The 20,142-nt window shown below is 49.0% G+C and carries 10 protein-coding genes; 5 read left to right on the top strand and 5 right to left on the bottom strand.

The features are described from left to right. The first annotated feature begins 175 nt into the window (after nt 1–175). Nucleotides 176–946, top strand: coding sequence for a superoxide dismutase (locus ABWH99_RS13190; RefSeq protein WP_375582321.1), 771 nt, complete (start codon nt 176–178; stop codon nt 944–946). A 230-nt stretch (nt 947–1,176) separates the two neighbouring features. Further along, the gene (locus ABWH99_RS13185; protein ID WP_375582320.1) at nt 1,177–1,575 is read left to right on the top strand and encodes an STAS/SEC14 domain-containing protein; all 399 of its coding nucleotides are present in this window, start codon (nt 1,177–1,179) and stop codon (nt 1,573–1,575) included. A gap of 755 nt (nt 1,576–2,330) precedes the next feature. Here ABWH99_RS13185 and ABWH99_RS13180 read toward each other — a convergent pair. The 5 genes from ABWH99_RS13180 to ABWH99_RS13160 all read right to left on the bottom strand — a co-directional run bounded on the left by ABWH99_RS13180 (nt 2,331) and on the right by ABWH99_RS13160 (nt 9,345). Beyond that, complete coding sequence (locus ABWH99_RS13180) at nt 2,331–4,583, bottom strand: lipid-A-disaccharide synthase N-terminal domain-containing protein (protein ID WP_375582319.1); 2,253 nt, start codon at nt 4,581–4,583, stop codon at nt 2,331–2,333. After that, nucleotides 4,576–5,313: a glycosyltransferase family 2 protein gene (locus ABWH99_RS13175; protein ID WP_375582318.1), complete on the bottom strand. Its 738-nt coding sequence runs from the start codon at nt 5,311–5,313 to the stop codon at nt 4,576–4,578. Before ABWH99_RS13175 ends, ABWH99_RS13180 begins: the two co-directional genes overlap by 8 nt. Before the next feature lie 172 nt (nt 5,314–5,485). Further along, nucleotides 5,486–6,748: a sulfatase-like hydrolase/transferase gene (locus ABWH99_RS13170; protein WP_375582317.1), complete on the bottom strand. Its 1,263-nt coding sequence runs from the start codon at nt 6,746–6,748 to the stop codon at nt 5,486–5,488. A gap of 140 nt (nt 6,749–6,888) precedes the next feature. Beyond that, on the bottom strand, nt 6,889–9,063 hold the full coding sequence (locus ABWH99_RS13165) for a polysaccharide lyase family 8 super-sandwich domain-containing protein (RefSeq protein WP_375582316.1): 2,175 nt from the start codon (nt 9,061–9,063) through the stop codon (nt 6,889–6,891). Between the two features lie 51 nt (nt 9,064–9,114). Continuing rightward, nucleotides 9,115–9,345 (bottom strand): MbtH family protein, encoded by a 231-nt coding sequence (locus ABWH99_RS13160; protein ID WP_375582315.1) that lies wholly within the window; start codon nt 9,343–9,345, stop codon nt 9,115–9,117. A gap of 203 nt (nt 9,346–9,548) precedes the next feature. On the opposite strand from ABWH99_RS13160, the gene ABWH99_RS13155 reads away from it, so the two are divergent. The 3 genes from ABWH99_RS13155 (at nt 9,549) to ABWH99_RS13145 (ending at nt 20,062) form a co-directional block, all read left to right on the top strand. Further along, on the top strand, nt 9,549–10,217 hold the full coding sequence (locus ABWH99_RS13155; protein WP_375582314.1) for a LuxR C-terminal-related transcriptional regulator: 669 nt from the start codon (nt 9,549–9,551) through the stop codon (nt 10,215–10,217). 122 nt (nt 10,218–10,339) lie between these two features. After that, nucleotides 10,340–15,739: a hypothetical protein gene (locus ABWH99_RS13150; protein WP_375582313.1), complete on the top strand. Its 5,400-nt coding sequence runs from the start codon at nt 10,340–10,342 to the stop codon at nt 15,737–15,739. Nucleotides 15,740–15,751: 12 nt separating this feature from the next. Beyond that, entirely contained in the window at nt 15,752–20,062 is a 4,311-nt protein-coding gene (locus ABWH99_RS13145; RefSeq protein WP_375582312.1) for a hypothetical protein, read from the top strand. The last annotated feature ends 80 nt before the right edge of the window (nt 20,063–20,142 follow it).

Genomic DNA, 20,142 nt, shown 5'->3' with positions numbered 1-20,142 from the left:
CTCATTCCAGGTCATAACGCCCGTATTCGTTGAATTTGTAAAACCAAATCGGGCATTTTTGGTTTTCTTTTAGGTAATCCAAGCTTGCAAGAAACTGAATTTTGAACAGTGCGTTTGGAAAGTTGCCACTAAAACCCGGTGATTCAAGAAGAATGTCCACGAAAACTAACAACTCATGAAGAAATCGACAGCAGCATTGTCCAGGCGGTCCTTTTTGGCTAGAAGCGGCCGAGCTAGCCTCGCTCTTGGTATCGGAAGTAGTCTGATCGGAACGGCCTTTTTGCACGCGTGTAGCAGCGAACGAAACACTGAGGAGGCCGTTGGAAGTCTGAGTACTGGATACGAGCAGACCCCACTTAGCTATGCGTTTGACGCCCTCGAACCCCACATCGATGCGGAAACGATGGAAATTCACTACAGCAAGCACGCAGCCGGGTATGCAAAAAACCTCCAGGATGCTATGGCGGAAGAAAACCTGGATACCAACCAACCGCTTGAGCAGGTTCTGATGAATGTTTCAAACTATTCAACAAAAATGCGCAACAACGGGGGCGGCCATTATAACCACGAATTGTTTTGGAAACTCATGCGCCCCGATGCGCCAGGCAGCCCTGCAGGAAAACTTGCGGAGGCAATTGACGCTACTTTCGGCGATTTCAATGCCTTCAAAACTCAGTTCGAAACTGCCGCAGGCACCCGATTTGGTTCCGGCTGGGCCTGGTTGGTAGTGGATAACAACCAACAATTGGCCGTCGGCTCTACGCCCAATCAGGACAACCCGCTAATGAACCTATCTGAATTTCAAGGGATTCCCTTGCTGGGAATTGATGTATGGGAGCATGCCTATTACCTAAACTACCAAAACAGACGGGGGGACTACGTAAATGCCTTTTGGAACCTGGTGGACTGGGAGCAGGTGAATACGCGGTACGATCGCTTGGTTTGATCGCTATCGGTTATACTGTAGTTTTTGTCTCGGGTTGGAAATAATCGGTAGGTACAACCAAGTGGTTTTGCCTGGGAATGAATTTTTGCGCATGATTGCCAATTTTCTGTACGCAGCGAGAAGAATTCTTCCTTGCTGCCAATCGGATGACGGTTTCCTTCCCCGCGGGTGGTTCCGGTAGATTTTTGCCTCGTTTTACAACCATTTGCCGCCACCGGGGTTGAGTATGCATGGAGAGTTACGCGATTATCGACGAGTCGGCATTCCCACTGGTTAGAATCACTTTTACCGGGAATAAAGGCAATGACAGCAATTTTCAGAGGTATCTGGAGCAAACAAAGAACTGTTACCGGCATAAAAAAAAACTTGCCCTGATATTCGACGCTACCAAGGCAGGCATTCCATCTTTTTCTCATCAAAAAATGCAGGGAGAATGGTTACGAGAAAACAAAAAACTAATGGAGGACTATTGTATGGGCACTGCGTATATCATTCCCACTGCCGCCATTCGTACCCTGTTAAAAATGATTTTTTCCTTCCAGCAGCAGCCAATTCCCTACGAGGTCTTCGAAACCAATGCGGAAGCGGAAGCCTGGGTCACTGCGCTGTTGGCGTATAACAATCGTTGAGGTGTGTTATAGAGAGAGTCGTCAAACCTTTCCATTTTTGAAATATCTCCCTTTGTATCAAAGGCAGTAGTACTTGCATTCCTTTGATCACATTCTTCCTGTATCCGGGCTTCATGCAAATTCGAACCCGAAGCGATCATAGAAAATAAATAAGATCGCGTCAATTGCAAACCGATGGTAGATTATCCCATCAAAGAAAAAGGATGTGGTGCTATCTTGCCATACTCCCTTGCTTTTCCGGGCAGATACGGAATACCGGATTAAGCGTTGATCCGTTCTGCTGCTTGCAATTATACTTTGTTTTCTTCGTCGCCCTACCGGAACGGTTGTAATTATAGCCAATAAAGGGATGGAAATGAATAAAACCAGCGCGATCAGGTTATTGGGGCATATGACTTTTTTCAGCACGAACTAGTAAAATGATCGGTGGACCAAGGTTAAAAAAACGTTTTGCAAAACGAATGTCGCGAAAATAAGGGTCCGAAGCAGTTCAATGCTTTCACTTCGAACCATCAGGTAATATCCCAGGCCCAGACTTCCCACGGTAATTGCCAATCCTTGCAAGACACGTAAGGAGAGTTCCTTCCAGGAAAAAACGTTTGCGACATTTTTCCCGGCGCATGGCGCATCGAATTGGGTTCAATGGGTTCGTTTTCAAATACAATCGAGCAAGTGGGCTCCACTATTGCTTCGGGGAATATAGGGTGTACCGGCGAAAAAATCAGGGTGAATACCCAGCCGATTGATAAGTCCGATCAATAGTACACTAACCATCCGTCAATTTCTATGTGCTTGCTGAAAATGTCTCCGGCTAATTTTTCTTGATCCGCTGTCCGGCGACTTTTTTTAATCAGCAGCACATTGTTCTCCGGATTTATCCGGAAAAGCCAATCTTCGTCAGTTTTCAGGTTGATTAAGTTTTCTCGCCAATCGTCATTCTCTTCAAATTGGGTTTCCCGGTTCAGCTCTTCTGCGCCGTCGTACAGAGAAATAATATTTTTTGTTGTGAGGAAAGATATGGAAGGCAATCGCTTATTATAAACGAGTATGGATTCCTTTTCCGGCAGCTGTTGTTGCACAAAAGCTGCAATATTTTTCTGATCGTTGACAACTTTGGGGTTATTGCCCATGAAGTATGTTGAGGCGGCTGTAATGCCTGCCAGAAAAAGAACCGCAGCAATGAGGGTTCTTTCCATTGGTCGAATGGAAATAAATCGAAGGGCTACCAAAATCGAAGTGGTGATGATCAGAATAAAAAAGAACTTGTACGTTAGAACGATTTGAGGATCAAAAATCGGAACAAAGGTCAACCCCATAATAACAAGTAAGTGAAATCCGAACAATACCCGGTCCCAGATTACATGACTGGGGGAGGCCATTTTTTGCCAAATCCAAGCTGCCGTCAGGGCGATGGCGGGAAAAATTGGGAGTATGTATAGCAGCAGTTTTGACTGGCTCAGCGAAAAAAACACCAAGGGAATGAAAATCCAGACCAAAAGCAGGAAAACCGGATTGGTTTTGTCTTTCCATAGATATTTCGCTTTTGATAAAACAACTAAAATCCATGGAAAAGCACCCATCAGAACCACTGCTCCGAAGAACCAAAACGGCTGGCTTCGGCTGAAATTATTGGTAGAAAATCGCTGAAGCGTGTGCTTGAAAACAAAATAATCTAAGAACTCCGGATTTTCCCAGTACAAATAAAAAAACCAGCCGAGCCCTATTGCTGAGAAAACCAATGCTCCGATCAGGTGAGTCGTTAGGGAACGGAGGGCGACTTTTTGGTAATAAATCTGAAAGGATAGTACCACCAGGGGTACAATCAATACGACGGGCCCTTTACACAAAAAACCCAAACCTAGCATTAGGTAGAAAACCAGTAGAAACCTCCTACGATCGTTTTTAAGGTATAAAAACCAGGCGTACATGGCTGCCAGCACGGAAAGAGACAAGTAAGTGTCCGTCGTCAATGCTCGACCGGATATGACTAAAATTGAAAAAGAGGAATAGATAAAAGCCGCATAGGCAGCAATTTGGCTGTTATTGAAAAGCAATTTTCCTGTTTTGTACACCAGCCAGATCTGAGTAAGTATGGCTACTTGCAAAAAAAAGCGGGCAGACCAGGATGAGATTCCAAACAGCATGTACGAAAGGGCCGTGATCCAATATGTCATCGGAGGCTTATGAAAATGACCAATTCCCATAAGACTGGGATGGAGGTAATCACCCGATTGGACCATCTCCTTGGCAATTTGTGCGTAGCGGGCTTCGCTGCTTTCTGTAACTTCCCAGTTTCCCAAATTGAAAAACAGAACCATGCCCATAAAAATCAGTAGGGCCAAAAGTCGGTATTTTTTAAACTTAGAAATCAAATTGGTGGAAGGAAACCTTTCGGGTTTGTGGTGAATAAATAGATTTCTAAGGTATACCAGCAGTCCAAACGCCTGCCCGATAAAGAGGACCGCGTCCTTTCGGAAAATAGCATAACTTGCGACCAACAAAGAACCACAAATACTGATATACCAAAATGACACTGGGAAGGAAGATTCATCATGCTTTTCCGAATACAACCATTGGACAACAAATCTTGAGGTAAAAATAACCTGTCCAAACGTTCCCCATGTTAGCAACAATGAGTCAATTTCGGGGTTGGCCAGTAAATTGTCCCAATTGAAATTCAATCCAACAATCAAAAAAAGCAATAACATGCCAGGCATTATAAACGCCAGTATGCGTACCAGTAAAGGTAACCGATCCCAGTTTCCATGGAGTTGAAGATTGCGCACATAAATTAAAAATCCTATCAGTTGACCTCCAACAATAACGATGTCATTCCTGAAGAAACCATAAACCAATAACAAAAAAGAGGCAAGGAGACTCAATTGCCAAAAAAGAACGGGAGAAGCGACACGATTTAATTTCTCTGATTGAAGTAGCTGCACCACGAATCTCGCAGCAAATAAACCTTGAGCGGATAGCCCTAGGGCAAGCACAAGGAAATTATTCATGGGGCTCCAAGTTTTTCAACACCTGAGACTCTTTGACCGAATACCTAAGGCTGCGTTGTTTCAACCGATAAACCAATAGTAAATCCAGTAGGGGTTGCAACGTCCTGTTAAATGTATTAAACTTTGATTTTCCGGCTTTCCGTTCGAAATGCTGCACTTGAATCACTTTTATTTTTCCTCCATGTATTTGCGTAAGAGCTGGGAAAAACCGATGAAATCCATTAAAGTAGGAAATTTTATCAAAGAAGCTTTTGTTAACTATTTTCAACGGGCAACCTGAGTCCTTGACGCCGTCGTTTAAAAAAACGTTCCGCAGCCAATTGGCAAAAGAAGAGGATAATCGTTTACTCCAGCCGTCTTTTCTATCCGTCCGCTCACCCATTACCAGGTCAAATTTGCCAAGGAAAGGTTCGAATTTTAGGAAATCCATGGGGCTCGTTTGCAAGTCTCCGTCCATGTAACCAACCCATTCGGTCGTTGAATAATCAAATCCGGCTTTTATCGCAGCACTTAAGCCCCGGTTTGAATCCAAAGCAAGGAAACCAAATTCTTGGTTTTGGTAACAGATTTCCCGGATGAGGGCCAGACTTTCATCCGTAGAGCCGTCATCCACAAATAGGGTGAAAACCGGAAATGCTGATTGCTGTCTATACTTATTTACTCCAGAAAAAATCCGTTCAATGTTTCCCTCTTCGTTATAGATGGGAACCACCAAGGTAATTGCTTCCAATATACTATCTATTTCGGTCAACTAATCGCAAAAGTAAAGTTATTTGTCTTAAGATTCGCTTAAGAAAAGCTTAAATTACTTTTATTTATATTTTTGATTAGACATCGCATGCCTCTTATCCTCGAATATGATGCGAACTGGCCCGCACGAAACAATGAGAGCCCAATAATTGCTACCGCATCTGCTTCAGTACCTTACGGAATTTGCGGACTGTTTTTTTACCACTTGCATCCAAATCGGTAAAATCAAGCGGCTGCGTTTCCAGCAAATCGTTTCGTAGATCGTAAATTTCGCCGTTGGCGTAATACTTCCAATCCGTATCGTGCACAAATGTGCGCGGTGGGAAGTTTCCCCAATTCGGCGCGTAATGGCAAAATACCCATTCCCGGACCGGTCCACTGTATGCCGGTTGTGTCAGTTGGGAAAAAAAACTAATCCCATCCAGTGATCCCGGTAGCTCATCCGGTTCCTGCCCCGTTGCTTCCAGCAGGCTTGGCAAAAAATCCGTCAGATCGATCAGATTTTTGTTTCGGCTGCCAGCAGCCACCGTCCCCGGCCAATACGCCACCATTGGTACGTGTGTGCCCAGATCGTTGGTATACCCCTTGTTTCCGCGCAATTCCTGCCCCTTAAAATTGGTTACCACATTACGGTCGGTACCGTTATCGCCCACAAACAGTATCAGTGTGTTCTCTGCCAGCCCAAGTTCCGCTACTTTGTCCACGATCTGTCCGACCAGCTTATCCATGTAGCTGACCATGCCTGGAAAATACCGCGGGTCATTGACCGGGTCTTCGGGGTCGTACGAAGCAAATTCGGGGGAACCCGGGTAGGGCTCAAAGGGATCATGAGTCAGGGCCATGGGGAAATAGGCGAAGAAGGGTTGGGCTACCCGCTGCTCGACAAAACTTTCCAGGTATTCGACAAACAGGTCCGGACCGTACCGCCCATCGAACTTCTCCAGCCCGCTGCCGTTGGTTTCCAACAAGGGATCTTTGTACCGCGATCCCCGGTCGCGCACTTGCCACAGCCGGTAGGCATCAAAGCCCGCTTCCTCGGGAAGGCTGCCGACTTTTCCGCCAGCCAAAGCTTGCTGCCGGGCATTGCCATACAGTTGCCACTTACCTACTACACAGGTGGCATAGCCCTGCTCCTTCAGCCAGTGTGCCATGGTTTTCTCGTTAGGATCAAGCAATCCAAAGCCAATATAATTTCTAAAATTGTATTTCCCAGTCATCAGTTGCACCCGGGAGGGGGTACATAGGGGCATGGCATGGGCATTTTCGAAGACCATTCCGCCGGCGGCCATACGGTCCAGTGCGGGGGTGTCGTGCTCCCGGTTGCCATAGGCCGGCAGTACCTCGTAGCCCAGATCATCCGCCAAAATAAGAATAATATTGGGAGGCTGTTGAGCTGGGAGCGTATTTGTGGCCAATAATATAGGTAACCAAATGAAGGGAATTATGAGTTTGACCGGTAGTATTCGCATGCAATAAATATCTAAAGAAGTAATAAAGTTAAAGTGATCGATTTTTTTCCGAAGGCATACAACCTGAATTAATTTTCAAAATAAACTTAGTCGTTACGGCGCTGCAGTTCTACCGTTACTGATTTTCCGCCATACACGCCTTGAGGTAATTCAATGGTAAGCCGCGTGTTATTCAAAGCGCTGTCCCACGCGGCTGTCACGCCCGCTGAAGATATCTCGTACCGGCCCGGAAGTTGGATCGTAAAAACGTCCGCTGATCGTAAGGGATCGGCTACCGTTAAGGACCTGTACGCGTTTCCTTTTCCGGTTAACAACACGATCCCTGGCTGCGCTACCGTCAGCTCCCGCGACTCTTCCAGGGAAAGAGCGCCTGCCTGATAAAACACTGCCTGGGTTTGTTCCAAACCAGGATGGTACACGGCTTGCTGTTGCTGATTATTGGCCAGGATGGTTAACCCGGATGTTGGAAGGGAGGCAAGTTCTTCACTATTGATACCCGGAGCAACCAGATAGGCGTACCTGGCCTCCTGAGGCTGAATGCCATGATCAAAATAAATGGTAAGGACCTTTTTGCGGATTTCTTCGGTAGAAATATTTTTCTGATCGGTGATATCGGCCCAACTGCCCCGCTCAACCTTGTTCTTGACCTGAAGCCTGGGTTGGTCAGGAAACCAATATCCCACACGGTCGTGGTACAACCATTCCACCGCTGGAAGTTCGTGTTCTCCCTCTGGCAGTACCCGGGGAATGCTGCCTTTTTGCTGTATCCGAATCGCCCCCCGGAGTAGTACTTGATCCACAGTCGTGGCCACGGGATGCGGCTTATCCGAAGCAATTCCCGCTCCAAGGCAAACGTAGACCCGGTCGAAGAAAAACCAGCTCTTTTTAGCCCGCGTGTCGTCGTGAGGGCTAATAAAATCAAAACCGACGGCTCCAAAATACCCGTCTTCAGCAGCCCCCACAAAATCGGTCAACCCATCCATTTGTATCTCATCGGGGCCGTGCAGCTCCGGTTTTTGAAGGACGGTGGTACCTGAAATTTTCTGCCAATCGTATACCGGCCAAATGTCATGGTATTCGTCGCCTTTAAGCTGCAAGTAATTGGTTCCGTCCGCACGGTGGTGCGTGGTAATTCCAGGACCATTGTAGGGAATCTCCATGTTACGATTGCGACTGGAAAACATGCGAACAGTGGTATAGTAATCGGGGCGCTGGAGAACAAAATGTTCGGTCTGCCAGAAAAATTTTGCGAAAGCCCGGGTAGGGGAGCGTTCGCCTTTACGTAGCTGTATGATTTCTTCGAGCTCCGCTTTCCGGTAATCGGTACTGCGCAAAAGTCGTTCGATCTCCACCGTACCTTTCGGCTGAAAGCTGGTTTGATTGGAAATGGCCCGGTTTTTTACACTGATGTCTTCGTAAATGCCATAGACCAGTTGCTTGTAGACACCGTCCAGGTAATAGTCTACCAACTGATTGATTCGGTCAGTTTCGAAGGCATAGGAAGTACCGGCCACATAATCCGCCCATTCACCGAAGGCATTGGCGTACTTGCCATACCCATAAGAGGTGGTATTGTTTACCCGGTCTACACGATGGTGAAAACTGTAGTCGTGTTGCATGCCCCGCTTTCCCGTGGAAAACTTGATTTCGTTGGCAATGATGGAGATTACCTCGTCAAACGCCGCTTTATCTCCGGTAAACAACAGGTTTTTGGCCAGGATGCCTGCGATGACGATGCGGTCCCCACTGGGACGCGCACCGGAGGCGTTCATGTGCGCCCGTCCGATAATGGGCTGCGCTCGCCGCACCAAATCATCAGGTAATTCCTCACCGATTAGCAGCATCAGGTTTACCAAATTGGTGGGAGTGGATATTTGGTTGTTGTGCCAGTTATCGCCAAAGAAATCGTTTTCCACCCAGTACTCCAGGGAGCGGGTGATCCCTTGCTTCAGCTGCTGGTCTTTATAGAACGAAGAGGAGGGTTTGCGATAGGCCGTTGCCAGATACACCAAATCCGCGGTATGGCGTCGGTGAGGAAACCCCGCTGTTCGGCTCAAATCTTCGTAATTGATATCTGGAAAGGAGCCATCGGAACTCATTCGGCTCAGTATATCTTGTACCTTTGTCTCCGAGATCTCCGTTTTTAACAATTCGGCGATTACCCGGTGGCGAATGGTGTCCAGCTCGTTGCCCAACGCAAAAAAGGAATCGCCCAGGATCAAAAAAGCCATAAGTACCAAAGCCTGTAGGCTCATGCGCATGCCCATGAATTTTCGTGTTTTGGAAGTTAATTGGGTTTTCTACAAAGGAATTTAGCTGTCTTTTTCCCGATTGCGCTGCATTTCCTCCATTTTTTTTCGCAAAGAGAGTGGCCGCATATCTGTCCAAACTTCTTCGATGTAGTCCAGGCATTCCTGTTTTTTGCCAGCTTTCCCTACCGCATTCCATCCTAACGGAAGTTCGCGGTCCGCCGGCCAGATACTGTATTGCTCTTCATGGTTGACGACTACCAAATATTGCCGCGTATCGTTGTCTTCCCACATTGGTTGAAAATTTTAGTTTGTATACGAAATGTACGGAAAATACCCGGCTTATCAAGGTACTATTTGGTGAAAATAATAAAATGGGGGAGAAAGCACCGTAAAATGGATATGCATAAAAATGCCATTCAATACTGGCTTTTTCTCTAACTTTTTGTGTATATTACCCTGTATACCCTTGATTAGATAACCCTTTATTGAATCGGATGCGAACGGAAAACAGAAGCAATGCCACTTTGTCCCGGGAGGAAATCCACGCACTTTCTTGTTGTTGTGAAGGAGAGCAACATTTAATGGTAAGCGTATTTGACAACGTTAAGAAACGATTTTTGTACCACACCGATTCTTTTGTTGCGATTTTGGGCTACAGCAAGCAGGAATTGACGAAAGGAGGTTGGGATTTTTGGTTTAATCAAATCAAGCCGGAGGAATTACCAGGCATCCGAACAGCCATCGAACACATCACCGGTAAACAAGATTTCTTTGATCGTGGGCTATTGGGCCCGATTTTTTCTTACCATATTCAGGATTCCCAGCACAAGTGGTACCTGCTACAGCATCAGGTATCTCTTCTAATGAGTCCTTATAAAAATCTGTTAATCAGCTATTTATATGACTTTTCGAATAAAGAGCGAATTGAAAATGCACTTTCTCATTTTCGCTTTTCCACCCAAAAGCAAATCTGCGATATATCCAATAGGGAAAAAGAAGTATTGCGCTTGATCGGCGAGGGATATTCTTCCAGGGAAATTGCCGATCGGCTGTTTATCAGTATCCATACAGCCATTACGCATCGCAAACACCTGATCGAAAAGTTTGCTGTCAAAAACACCGCCCAACTTATCAAGGAAGCCTCTAAATCTGACTTGATCTAAAAATCCCCAAAAATGGGGATTGCGCCTTTCTGGGTATACAGCTACCTTACGTTATAGTAGGCTGGAAGATACCCTATCCACAATCTACTGTTTTTGATTTTTCGGCAAGCAAACCCTCCGCCATGAAAAAACCAGCAATCAAAGCCGCCCTATCCGGTTTGCTTGGGCCCCTTCGCCTGAGCACTCCTAAGGACAAAAAAGCTTCTGTACAGTTGAATAAATTGCTTACCCGGACGCACCTGGAAGGCAACCCGTCCAAGCTACGACCCAATCCTTTCTCTATCGAAAAGTCGGACTTGTTTCAGGCGGAATCGCTTGGTGACGCGCAGAAGAAGGCCATCCAAACCATCGAGAAGGCGCGAAAAAAACGGGAACCAGAAACCCAGTTCAATGTATTTCGTAGAGATTTGCCGTTGCGGGATCCGCTACTTCCGCAATCGGTAGCAGACTGGTCTGCGGGATCAAAGGTGGACCAGACGATCGGCCCGCTGCAGGGAATTGACGGTAGACAGTTTTGGTTCGATTTTTTGCCTATCGGTACGTTTAAGGCACTTTACAAGCAGGGTATCGCCTCTCCAATCCTACTTTATCAGCAAGCAAAAGCGGCAGGAGGTATACGGACCAGGCGGGCGTTAAGCAGTAAGCAGATCGAATACAGCCTGGCAAAAGGCGGTATCTGGATCAACGCACGACTGCTTTCTCCCAATGCACCGGAAGGATCTTTTGTCGGCCTGACCCTACAGTCCGGTACGTTAACATTCAGTCATGCGCCCAAAAGCACCAACAAAAAACTAACCATTCCGATCAACGGCACCGTCGATCTTGATCTAACTCTGGAACAGCCGGAAGCACCTCCTGCTGACAAAACCGCTCCCAACGGAAACGCCGCGTCGGAGATGAAACTTACCTTTCCTTCCAGGTTGATTTTGCGAATTTCGGGAAATACAGCTTCCATCACGCGCATGGCTAAGGCAGCCTGTCAATTGATGGGACAAAAGCTCGCATTTACCTGGTTAAAAAATGAACCACTTAGCTACCACCCATTGCTGCAGCGCATTCTGATTCCCTTTCAATCCTCAGCAAAAGAAATAGTCCTGGAGCAGCCCGAGTCGGACTTTAACTATTTGCGAAACAAAGCGGCATTGGAACAGACTGGTTGGCTTTTACCACTGACCCAATTGGACCTAAATCAACCGACCATCCCGGAAGGAACGGGGCACCTGTACCTGCGCACCGGCCCGGGGTTGGTCAATTCCTGGAAGGGATTGAAAGGAAATGGCTTCCAGCTATCGCAAACCCATTTTCTTGCCTCACCCGGACAATTGCTGTTAGCTGATTTCAATGTAGGCAATCCCCATGCGAGCCAGGTGTTGGAACTCTGGCAAGCGCCCGAGCAGGTAGTACCCTCCCGGGTACAATTGACTTTTCCAAAGCCTGGGCCCTTGCTTTATGTGAGTCATTCAAATGGGAGCGAGATCCTTTTAAGGTTTTGCGATGCTGATTTTCAAGTGGACCGGCCGGTAAAAGTAGATGGCAGTCCTCCGCCGGTCCAATCCAAACATTCCTTGCTGATCCTGTCGGCCACATCTGAAAATCGGCTGGCTTACGTATACGACGATAACCTGATTGCAGATGCCGGGGAAATTACCAATACAGATCCCTACCAGCCGATACAAATGGCCCTGGCATTGAGCAATGCGTTGTTTAAAGTAACTCAACCCAACGGTTGCCTGTTATTTGGAAAGGTGACGGAAGAATTTTCCAAGGTATACGAAGGATCACTGTTTCTTTCCTTCGGGCTGTTGGCCTATATTCCCACCTTACCCGATCCCTATGCTGCCAATCTGGGCCTGATTCGCTCCCAATTTCGTCCGGATAGCGCCGGTCTTCCCGGCACAGTAGGGACACCCTTGCAGGGCTGGCTCCAGGGAAAAACCAGCTGGACCGCAACAACAGCGGGCGATGACGTTGAGGTGACCTTTCATTTTTCTCCTTTAGGACAACTCTTTGGGGGAATTTCCCTGGAAAGTGCATCCGATGCCAATACCCCCTCGCCTGAGACCAATAGCCCGGGAAATTTTTCGGGAATCATCAACAGCGCAACCGGTTTCCCCTCGGTTCAGGCAGATCTGGAAAATCCCGCAAACCGGTTGTCGGCACTCAGCTTCTCCCAGTCCCTGGAACTCTTCGAGCCCCAGGCATTATCAAGCGTTGCAATCACGGCCAGCAGGGCAGCAGCAGCAGCCGGCCGCAACCCCCTGCCGGACTATGGAAGCCAGTGGGATAAAGAGACCCACCGGCACCGGCGAGATGTTTTCGCGTTACTGGACGTCAGCACCAATGCGGATCTTTTCGGCATCAGTTTTGATCTGTTAGACCGCCGGCAGTTTCGCGTAGACACCGAACGAGATCCCGTCACAGGCGAAGTATCGTATAGTTTTTTCTCCCTGCAGGTGCAGGGGCTGGACGTGGTGAGCAACGGAGAAAATGTCCGGGCCTTTACTGTTCCTCAGATATCCTGGGAGCCTGTAATCAACTTGTCTCCGCCGGCACCGCCGCCAGATGGGCCCATTCCGGGGGACCCGGCGGGGGGCTTTAACTACTATCCCAATGACGGAGGTCCTACCCGCATCGCCAATAACGGGAAAGAAAAAGTCGTACTTGCACCGCTTCCGCTGACTGATTTTTTGTTGGAGAAGCGTGAAAAAGATACCGATTTCCGGGCGTTTTCCTTTTTTACCCTGCCTTTTGGGATGAAAGCAGCGGCCCTGCTTACCGAAAACTACCGGTTTAATAACGTGGATCGGGAAGGTGGTAATCTGAGAGAAACCAAAATTAACTTTGAGAACGCCATGCAATCCGGCCTGCAGCTTCGCATGGATGCTGGAACTCCCCTGCGGGAAGGAGACAGTGAGATGTTTATGGGCACAACGGTTCAGCTGAACAACGTGCTGGACTTTTTGGGAAACGCCACCGGAACGAGTACCCTGGGAGGCAGCGTGACCGATATTTTTAACCGGGAGTTTTTTTACGATAGTAATTACCCTTTTGAACTATTCAAGCAACGTGGTGTACCGGTCACCCGAATGGACCTAAGTGGATACGGTGCAAGTATGTTTAGCAATTGGCTGAACACCAAAGCGGCCGTTGCGGAAACCAGTCAGGCAAAATTCGACGTAATGCTTGGGCGCTGCTCCCACGAGATCATTCAGGTAAAAAGTATTCTTTATCCCTGGGCCATCAAGGTGGTGCGAACTATCACCCTTTTTCGGGTAAGTTCCGGATACGTGTACCGCTTTGACAGTGGCTGGCGTGCGGAAAGCGACGGAAAGTTTGATTTCAGGTACTACGTGTACGAAACGAATCCTGCCTTTCCCGGAGGACCGCCGGAAAATCCCGAACCGCAGTTGAAAGCGGTGGAAAAAATGGCCGAGTTTGCGATTCATCCGGGACTTGTCAAGGGCTTGTACAATGTCTCTAATATTGTGGAAACAGCGGAAGTAGCGCCTTTTGAAGAAAACATACTGTTTGCCGAATCGGTAGACCAACTGGGTATGGAAGTATCCACGCCCCAAAATTTCGATGTCAAGTTGCAACCGGTATACTTCGACGCTGATGTGGAGATCGAAGGCTGCACGGCGGGCATGCAAACCAAAACCACCGCAGACGGAGAAAAGGATTTGGTTCCTTCCAGGCGGATTTTAGGCTTCGTGCAACTCGGGCCAAAAGGTTTCCCGTTAAACAACACTGCTCTGAGACAATTGGTCCAGCGGCAAGGGACAATTGGAGGGGCGATCGATTGCGAAGTAGAGTTGGTCGGAAGTGCCCAGAAAATGCGTTTCAGCCACTTTGATTTCAACAATTCTTTTGCACCAAACGGCTCCGATCCGGTATTTTGCCTGGCAGGCAGGGGCAATGTCTTGCTGCCAAAAGACGGCAGCTGGTCCATGGTTCGACACGAGCGCGCCAATGGAGAAGTGAGCCCGGTTCCACCCAATTTTGGTATTCCGGTCATCCGGCCTGGAAAACTCATCAAAGACGGGGACTCGGTAAAAATCGACACGCCAGTGGATGCCGTACTTACCCGTATCGCCGAACCGATGGAATTACTTCGCCAACCGGTCAACGGCACCGTGAATTACGGTTTTCTTCAAAGCACGGATACTCAAAAGGCGCTGCTTTTAACCCCCTCTTTTCAAAAAGGGCTGAAAAAGCTCCTCAGCAAGACACCTCCCTTGTTTGTGGACGCGTTTCGCATCGTGAATACCAAAGGTATCTTTCCCAACATCGGACCCGGGGACAATTTCTCTTTGGAAACACTGGGAGAGGCCATTCTGATGAAGAAAAACGGTTCGATTCCTTTCGATTTAAATGCCCTCCAGGATTTGGGGCAGGATGTTTTCGAACTAATGGACGTACAGGATACGCTGAACAATGTAAAGGAGCAGGGACTACAGCTCCTGCACAATCCGGAGGAATTCTTTGACCTTCCTACGGAGTTTGAATTGATTGATGTAGGGGACGGCAATTTTCGGATTTACATAGAGTATGCGAAAAAGGATAAAAATGGCAACATAGAAGCACCCGGTTCCCTGGATTTTGACATCAATTCGGTCACCGAAAGCTGGAAAAGCAAAATGAACAATATCGGCCTGGTGATTGACCTGGCCGGTATCAAGCGGCTCATGACCATCCGGGGTAATTGGGATTCCGAAAAAGGAAAGGAAGCCACCTACCCCAAACCCGATCTGGAATTTGCTCCAGAGCTGGATCCACTGGTAGACCTGCTGGAAATTCTGCAAAGCCTGCAGGACGGCAATTACGGAGAAGCCGTGCAGAACGGGCTTCAATTGGCCATGAGCAACAAAGCGGGTAGCTGGGAATACAAATTTGAGGCCTCCAAGGAAATCCCAGTCATTCGATTTCCTGTACCTGATGCCGTCTACAACGATCCGAATACGCCCTTTAAACTGGAGGCGGGCCTGAAGATCGGTGCCTATTTCAATGCCGCGTTGAAAGTCACCACCAATGCCAACGACTTACTGCCCTCTGCCGGCGGGGTGCTGGGATTCTACGGGCGGCTATCCGTGATGTGTGTCTCTGTTTCTGCCGCAACCATCTACGCCATTGGGCAGGCAGAGGTAGACATAGCCGCGGATACCCAACTGGGTCCTTCCTTACGGATGAAATTTGGATTTGGTGCACAAATCGTAGTAGGGCTACCGGTAGCCGGAAACGTCAGCGTCTTGTTCGTCGTAGGAGCGGAAATCTTTATTGCCGAGGGGATCGTCGAAGTCTCGGCATTTCTGCTTTTCCAGGGGCATGCGGAGATTTTGGGGGGTATTGTATCCATCACCATTCGCATTGAAGCCAAGGGTACCTATGCCAAAAAGGCACTACCCGCCGGAGGTTCACGTACGGATATGCAGTGCCAGGTCACCTTTGGTCTGGATATCAGCATCGCATTTATTATCAACATTAGTTTCACCGAATCCTGGCAGGAGCAACGCCGGATTGCCTAATTCATTTTTACCATGAATCCGAATCAACGACTGTCCATCATGACCTTTCCGCAGTATTTTGACGGAAACGAATTGCAGGTAAACATTGTCGTGCTTCCACGGGACCACAACCCGCTGAGCCCGATCATTACCGGGCAACAGCCAGCGATTCCCGATGCCACGGAAGCGTTCGCGGATGCCAATTTTTCCTTTGGAGCCCAGGTAATACAGGGATTTGGGACCAACCCACTGCCGCAGCCTCAAGCTCTCACCGATGCCATTCCGGTTAGCACCCAATCTCCAGCGAATCCCAGGGAGATTTTCGAAGCCATGGCCAATCACCTTCAGATAGCCGATCAAAACATGGTTAATACCAACGCAAGCCTGGCAGCCATACCCCAGTCCCGGCAATTTCAGGCGCCGCGGCCACGCAACGTTTCGGTGTACAAGCACCTACCCAGGACTTTTCTGAAAGCAACCGGACTCAAGGCCATCAACAATAAAAATGCCTTTACCGACGATACCTATCACTGTGCCGTGAAAGGGGCCAAATTTCACCAAGGATTTCAGCGAAGTGGCCCCTCAATCAGCTGGGGAAAGGTATTTGCGCATATTCTGCGTCAGCCGCTACTCGCAAGAGCGGCCGGTTTCATCTATTCCTTTCGCCTACCAATTGCTGCCGACACCTTTCCTGACGGTGGCTTTCTATACCTGGATCTGGCCGAAGGAAGTAGTTTTATGCCTCAATTCGTCGCAGAAGAAGCATTTATCAAACGGTATGCTGCCCGCATTCCTATCTTGCGGCCTGGCGAACCGCGGCAGGTTTTTGCCGCTCAATTGTATCCTGTGCTTTCCGTTCACGACGGCAATTACGATGACTTGTTTATAGAAACGGCCATTTACGACGATGGCTTTGCCAAAACCGTGCATTGCCACCAGGCGCCGCACCGCGATCCCCTGATCGAAGAACCGGATGGATCCTATCCGCTAAAAGATGCTGGCATTCAGCTAGGCTGGGACGATTTGCAGTTGCTCAACTGGTACCTCCGCCAACTTTCCGAAGACCCTAGTGTTAGCGGTCCGGTCAAACGGCTGGACGCACCCATCGGCGTACACGGGTTCGTTATCGATGTGCGCCAGCAAGCAGGAGAAGGCGGTACACCGGGCCCTTGGGAATCGCTGAACCAAGTGAGCAATCGAAGTACTTTTACCCTGAGCCGAGATCCGGGCAACCCGGGTGAGGGCATTGTTCTGGGTGATTTCTCGGGGGAATTGCCCTATCAGGTTTATCCCATGCAGCTTGACGGAAGCGAACAGGTCCTGGGGCAGCCTCAACCTTATTGGTTGCCCATGTACTTTGCCAACTGGACTGGAAACAGCATGGTGCTACCCGATGCGGATGCGGCCAGGGTCTACCAAACTACGCACCCCAATTTGGATGCCGATCCGGAGGGGCAGCCAGCCACCGACAAAGCCGGTAACCCGGTGACCACCGGAACAGGCGTAACCGGAGGAGCGCAAAACCGGCTCAATGAAATCTACCAGGCGGGAAACCTGACTGCCAGGCTGCGGTATGGAGAAGCTTATGAATTCCGGGTACGCCTTCAGGATATCAGCGGCGGCTGTCCGTCCATTGCGCGACAGCCCGTGAACGAAACCCCTTCCGATATCGGATACTGCCGTTTCAAAAGGTACATCGCTCCGATCCAACCCCGCATTCTTGAAGTAGAATCCAACCCGCAGGCTGCGCCAGGGGAGGTGCATCCCGTCACAGGGGTGGATGGACCCAACGACTTGGAAATGCTCACCATCCGAAGGCCCAAACTAGGCTACCCCGCGGTGGTCTACACCGGCAAATACGCTGACCCAATCGGGAGACTCTCCGCACAGTCTAATCTGGGGCTGAGTACTGCGGCAGCCGACGCCGAACACCGGGTCGGATTGGGCATTGCCGACCCGGACGTGAACCGTGTGGAAATCATCGTGGAAATTGCCAGCCTTAAACTCGATAAGTTGGACAGTGTTTCAGGCAAGGACGATTACGTGCACCTCTACACCACCTACCGGTATTTCCCCCCCATTCAAAACGATGAAACGCAGTACGAAGCCAGTCTTGCCATTCCCATCGTCTATCGGGATATCCAGGGAACGGACAAGGTACTCGGTACCGGAGCCAGCGAAAACCTGGCACAGGACCTTGGTTTGGGAGCGGATATCGACCAGCTCACCGAATTGGTGTTGCCCACTGCCCGAACGGCCCGGCTGACCATTCGGGCGGTTTGTGAAGATAAAGAGACCGAAGCACAAACCGAGGCCTACTATGGTGTTTTGGACAACGATAATCCGGAAATGGACGTTCGGTACGGTGCATCCTTCTCCGTATTGCTCTACCAGCCCTCTCAGGACGAAACCGGATTACTGGTGCAAACTGCCGGCATTCCCGCATTGCAGGGCATTTACATGCGTCCCGATGCGAGCACGGTATTTGATGGAACCTGGAACAGCCTCTTGCTTGGCCGGAAGCAGGAAGCACAGACCAGCAATATTGAGCAATTGGCAAACCGACTGCAACTGCAGAGCAATGGCTTGACCTTGTATGCGCCTAAAGGAAAGCGCGTCGTTTTTGGCTGCAGCAGCCGTATCCGGCACAGTCTTGCACCGGATGGTTCTTCCATTACCTTTGCTTCCAAGGGGGATTTGTTCAACCATTGGTTGGTTTGCCTTAACTACGAACTTGGGCGGGATTGGATGTGGGATGCCCTGGAAACGGAGGCTTTCTTGCTGAAGCGTTCCAAAAAGTTCACACATGATTCAGGAGATGGAGAAACAGACGCAGTTGCTGGAACGCTCAAATTGATTCGAACGGCTTCATTCGAATCCTTGGATGGCCCGCAGCGCAACAGTACGCGGCTGGTATTTTTTGACGCAGTGGAACCCAAACGGGACAAACCCGGCGCTTTTCCGGATACGATCAACTTGAGCTACCAGCTGGAAGCGCGCTTCAAACCGGACCACGGCTCAACAGTCGATCCCATGGAACCTGTGGAAATGATTCTCCCCATTACCAGTCCGCCGGCCCAGGTACCGAAAATTGTATCAGCCGGGTACGCGCTTTCCCCTTATGTTCGGGATGAGAAATACCAAAACAGTGAATCCAGAAAGCGCTATTTGTGGATCGAATTTGACAAGCCGGTGGAAGATCCACAGGATTGCTATTTTGCCCGGGTGTTGGCCCAGGCACCGGACCAGTTGCTTAGCAACAATCATCCTTCGTTGCTCCAGTCCCCCGAAGAGCCCCGCCTGCCGCTGGACCCGGAATTGATCCGCATTGTCTCTCCGAATTCTTCCAACGACATGGCAGGCTTGAATGCCATGCAGCCTATGGTGAAAAGTAAAGATAGCGATGTTCATTACATCCTTCCGCTGCCTCCCGGTCTACACGCCAATAGCGATGAGATGTTTGGATTTTTTACCTATGAGTTTCGGGTGGGCCATTTTGAACGGGCCGGAGAAACGGATGCAGACCCAACGGAAAAGGTATGGACTACCGCGCAGGGCCGGTTTGGCCGGCGTTTGAAAATGCAGGGGATTCAGCACCCGGCCCCCGTTCTATCCTGCATGCCAAATCGAGACAAAGACAAGATATGGGTAACTGCACCCTATGCCGTGGCGGTACATAAAGGGAAGAATGTAACGGCCAACCCACCTCGCACCGAATTGTGGGCTTTGCTTTATGCACAGGTAAAACGAGTAGATAACCAGGATTACCGCAACATATTGTTGGATGATCGTCCGCTGGATTGGCGGGTACAGGTCTCCAACGAGTCACAAGAACGCCTTCTGGATAACTATAGCAAGCAAGAACAGCAGTTGCTACAACAGGTCACCTTAAAAACCCTAAAAGGGCAGGGGGTGGTATCGAATGCCGGTAAATTCTTAAAACTAAAAACAGCTACTTCCAGGAATAAACACGCCACCAAATACGGAACCACCATTTGGACAAATACCGAAGTAAGTAAGCTACTCCGACTGTACGGATTGCCTTCCACAGCCTCATTGAGTGTGATTGTTGTGGAAGTATTGCCGCAGATTAAAAATGTTTTTGAGCATGTATCCGGACTGGAAGATGCCCTCGTAGCCCAATCCACCGGAAATTTCATGAATTCCAGTCAGCGGGAGGCCTTTCATCAAAGCCACCGGCAACGATACGAAACGAATGCCGCTATTTCACCCGTTTCCGTCCAAACCAACAGCCCGGTAAACGAGGAGTTGGGACATCATCGCATCTTGCGAAGCTCGCGATTGACCAAGGTCCCGGATGTTTGCTGTACCGACTGCGATTAGTGATTTCTTATCAAGTAGGTTCGAGGTAAAATGAATTAATTATCTTTAAATCAGCTAATTATAATTAGTATATGTTCCCA

The sequence above is a fragment of the Cyclobacterium xiamenense genome, from assembly GCF_042140265.1.
In the GTDB taxonomy this organism is placed as follows: domain Bacteria; phylum Bacteroidota; class Bacteroidia; order Cytophagales; family Cyclobacteriaceae; genus Cyclobacterium; species Cyclobacterium xiamenense_A.
The sequence above is the reverse complement of the archived record's forward strand: the minus strand, read 5'-3'. Positions and strand labels throughout refer to the sequence as shown.

Excerpts from the sequence above, each read along its gene's own strand:
- ABWH99_RS13150 (WP_375582313.1), top strand. The coding sequence starts at position 10,340 with ATGAAAAAACCAGCAATCAAAGCCGCCCTATCCGGTTTGCTTGGGCCC.
- ABWH99_RS13190 (WP_375582321.1), top strand. The coding sequence starts at position 176 with ATGAAGAAATCGACAGCAGCATTGTCCAGGCGGTCCTTTTTGGCTAGA.
- ABWH99_RS13185 (WP_375582320.1), top strand. The coding sequence starts at position 1,177 with ATGGAGAGTTACGCGATTATCGACGAGTCGGCATTCCCACTGGTTAGA.
- ABWH99_RS13160 (WP_375582315.1), bottom strand. The coding sequence starts at position 9,345 with ATGTGGGAAGACAACGATACGCGGCAATATTTGGTAGTCGTCAACCAT.
- ABWH99_RS13165 (WP_375582316.1), bottom strand. The coding sequence starts at position 9,063 with ATGCGCATGAGCCTACAGGCTTTGGTACTTATGGCTTTTTTGATCCTG.
- ABWH99_RS13180 (WP_375582319.1), bottom strand. The coding sequence starts at position 4,583 with ATGAATAATTTCCTTGTGCTTGCCCTAGGGCTATCCGCTCAAGGTTTA.
- ABWH99_RS13145 (WP_375582312.1), top strand. The coding sequence starts at position 15,752 with ATGAATCCGAATCAACGACTGTCCATCATGACCTTTCCGCAGTATTTT.
- ABWH99_RS13155 (WP_375582314.1), top strand. The coding sequence starts at position 9,549 with ATGCGAACGGAAAACAGAAGCAATGCCACTTTGTCCCGGGAGGAAATC.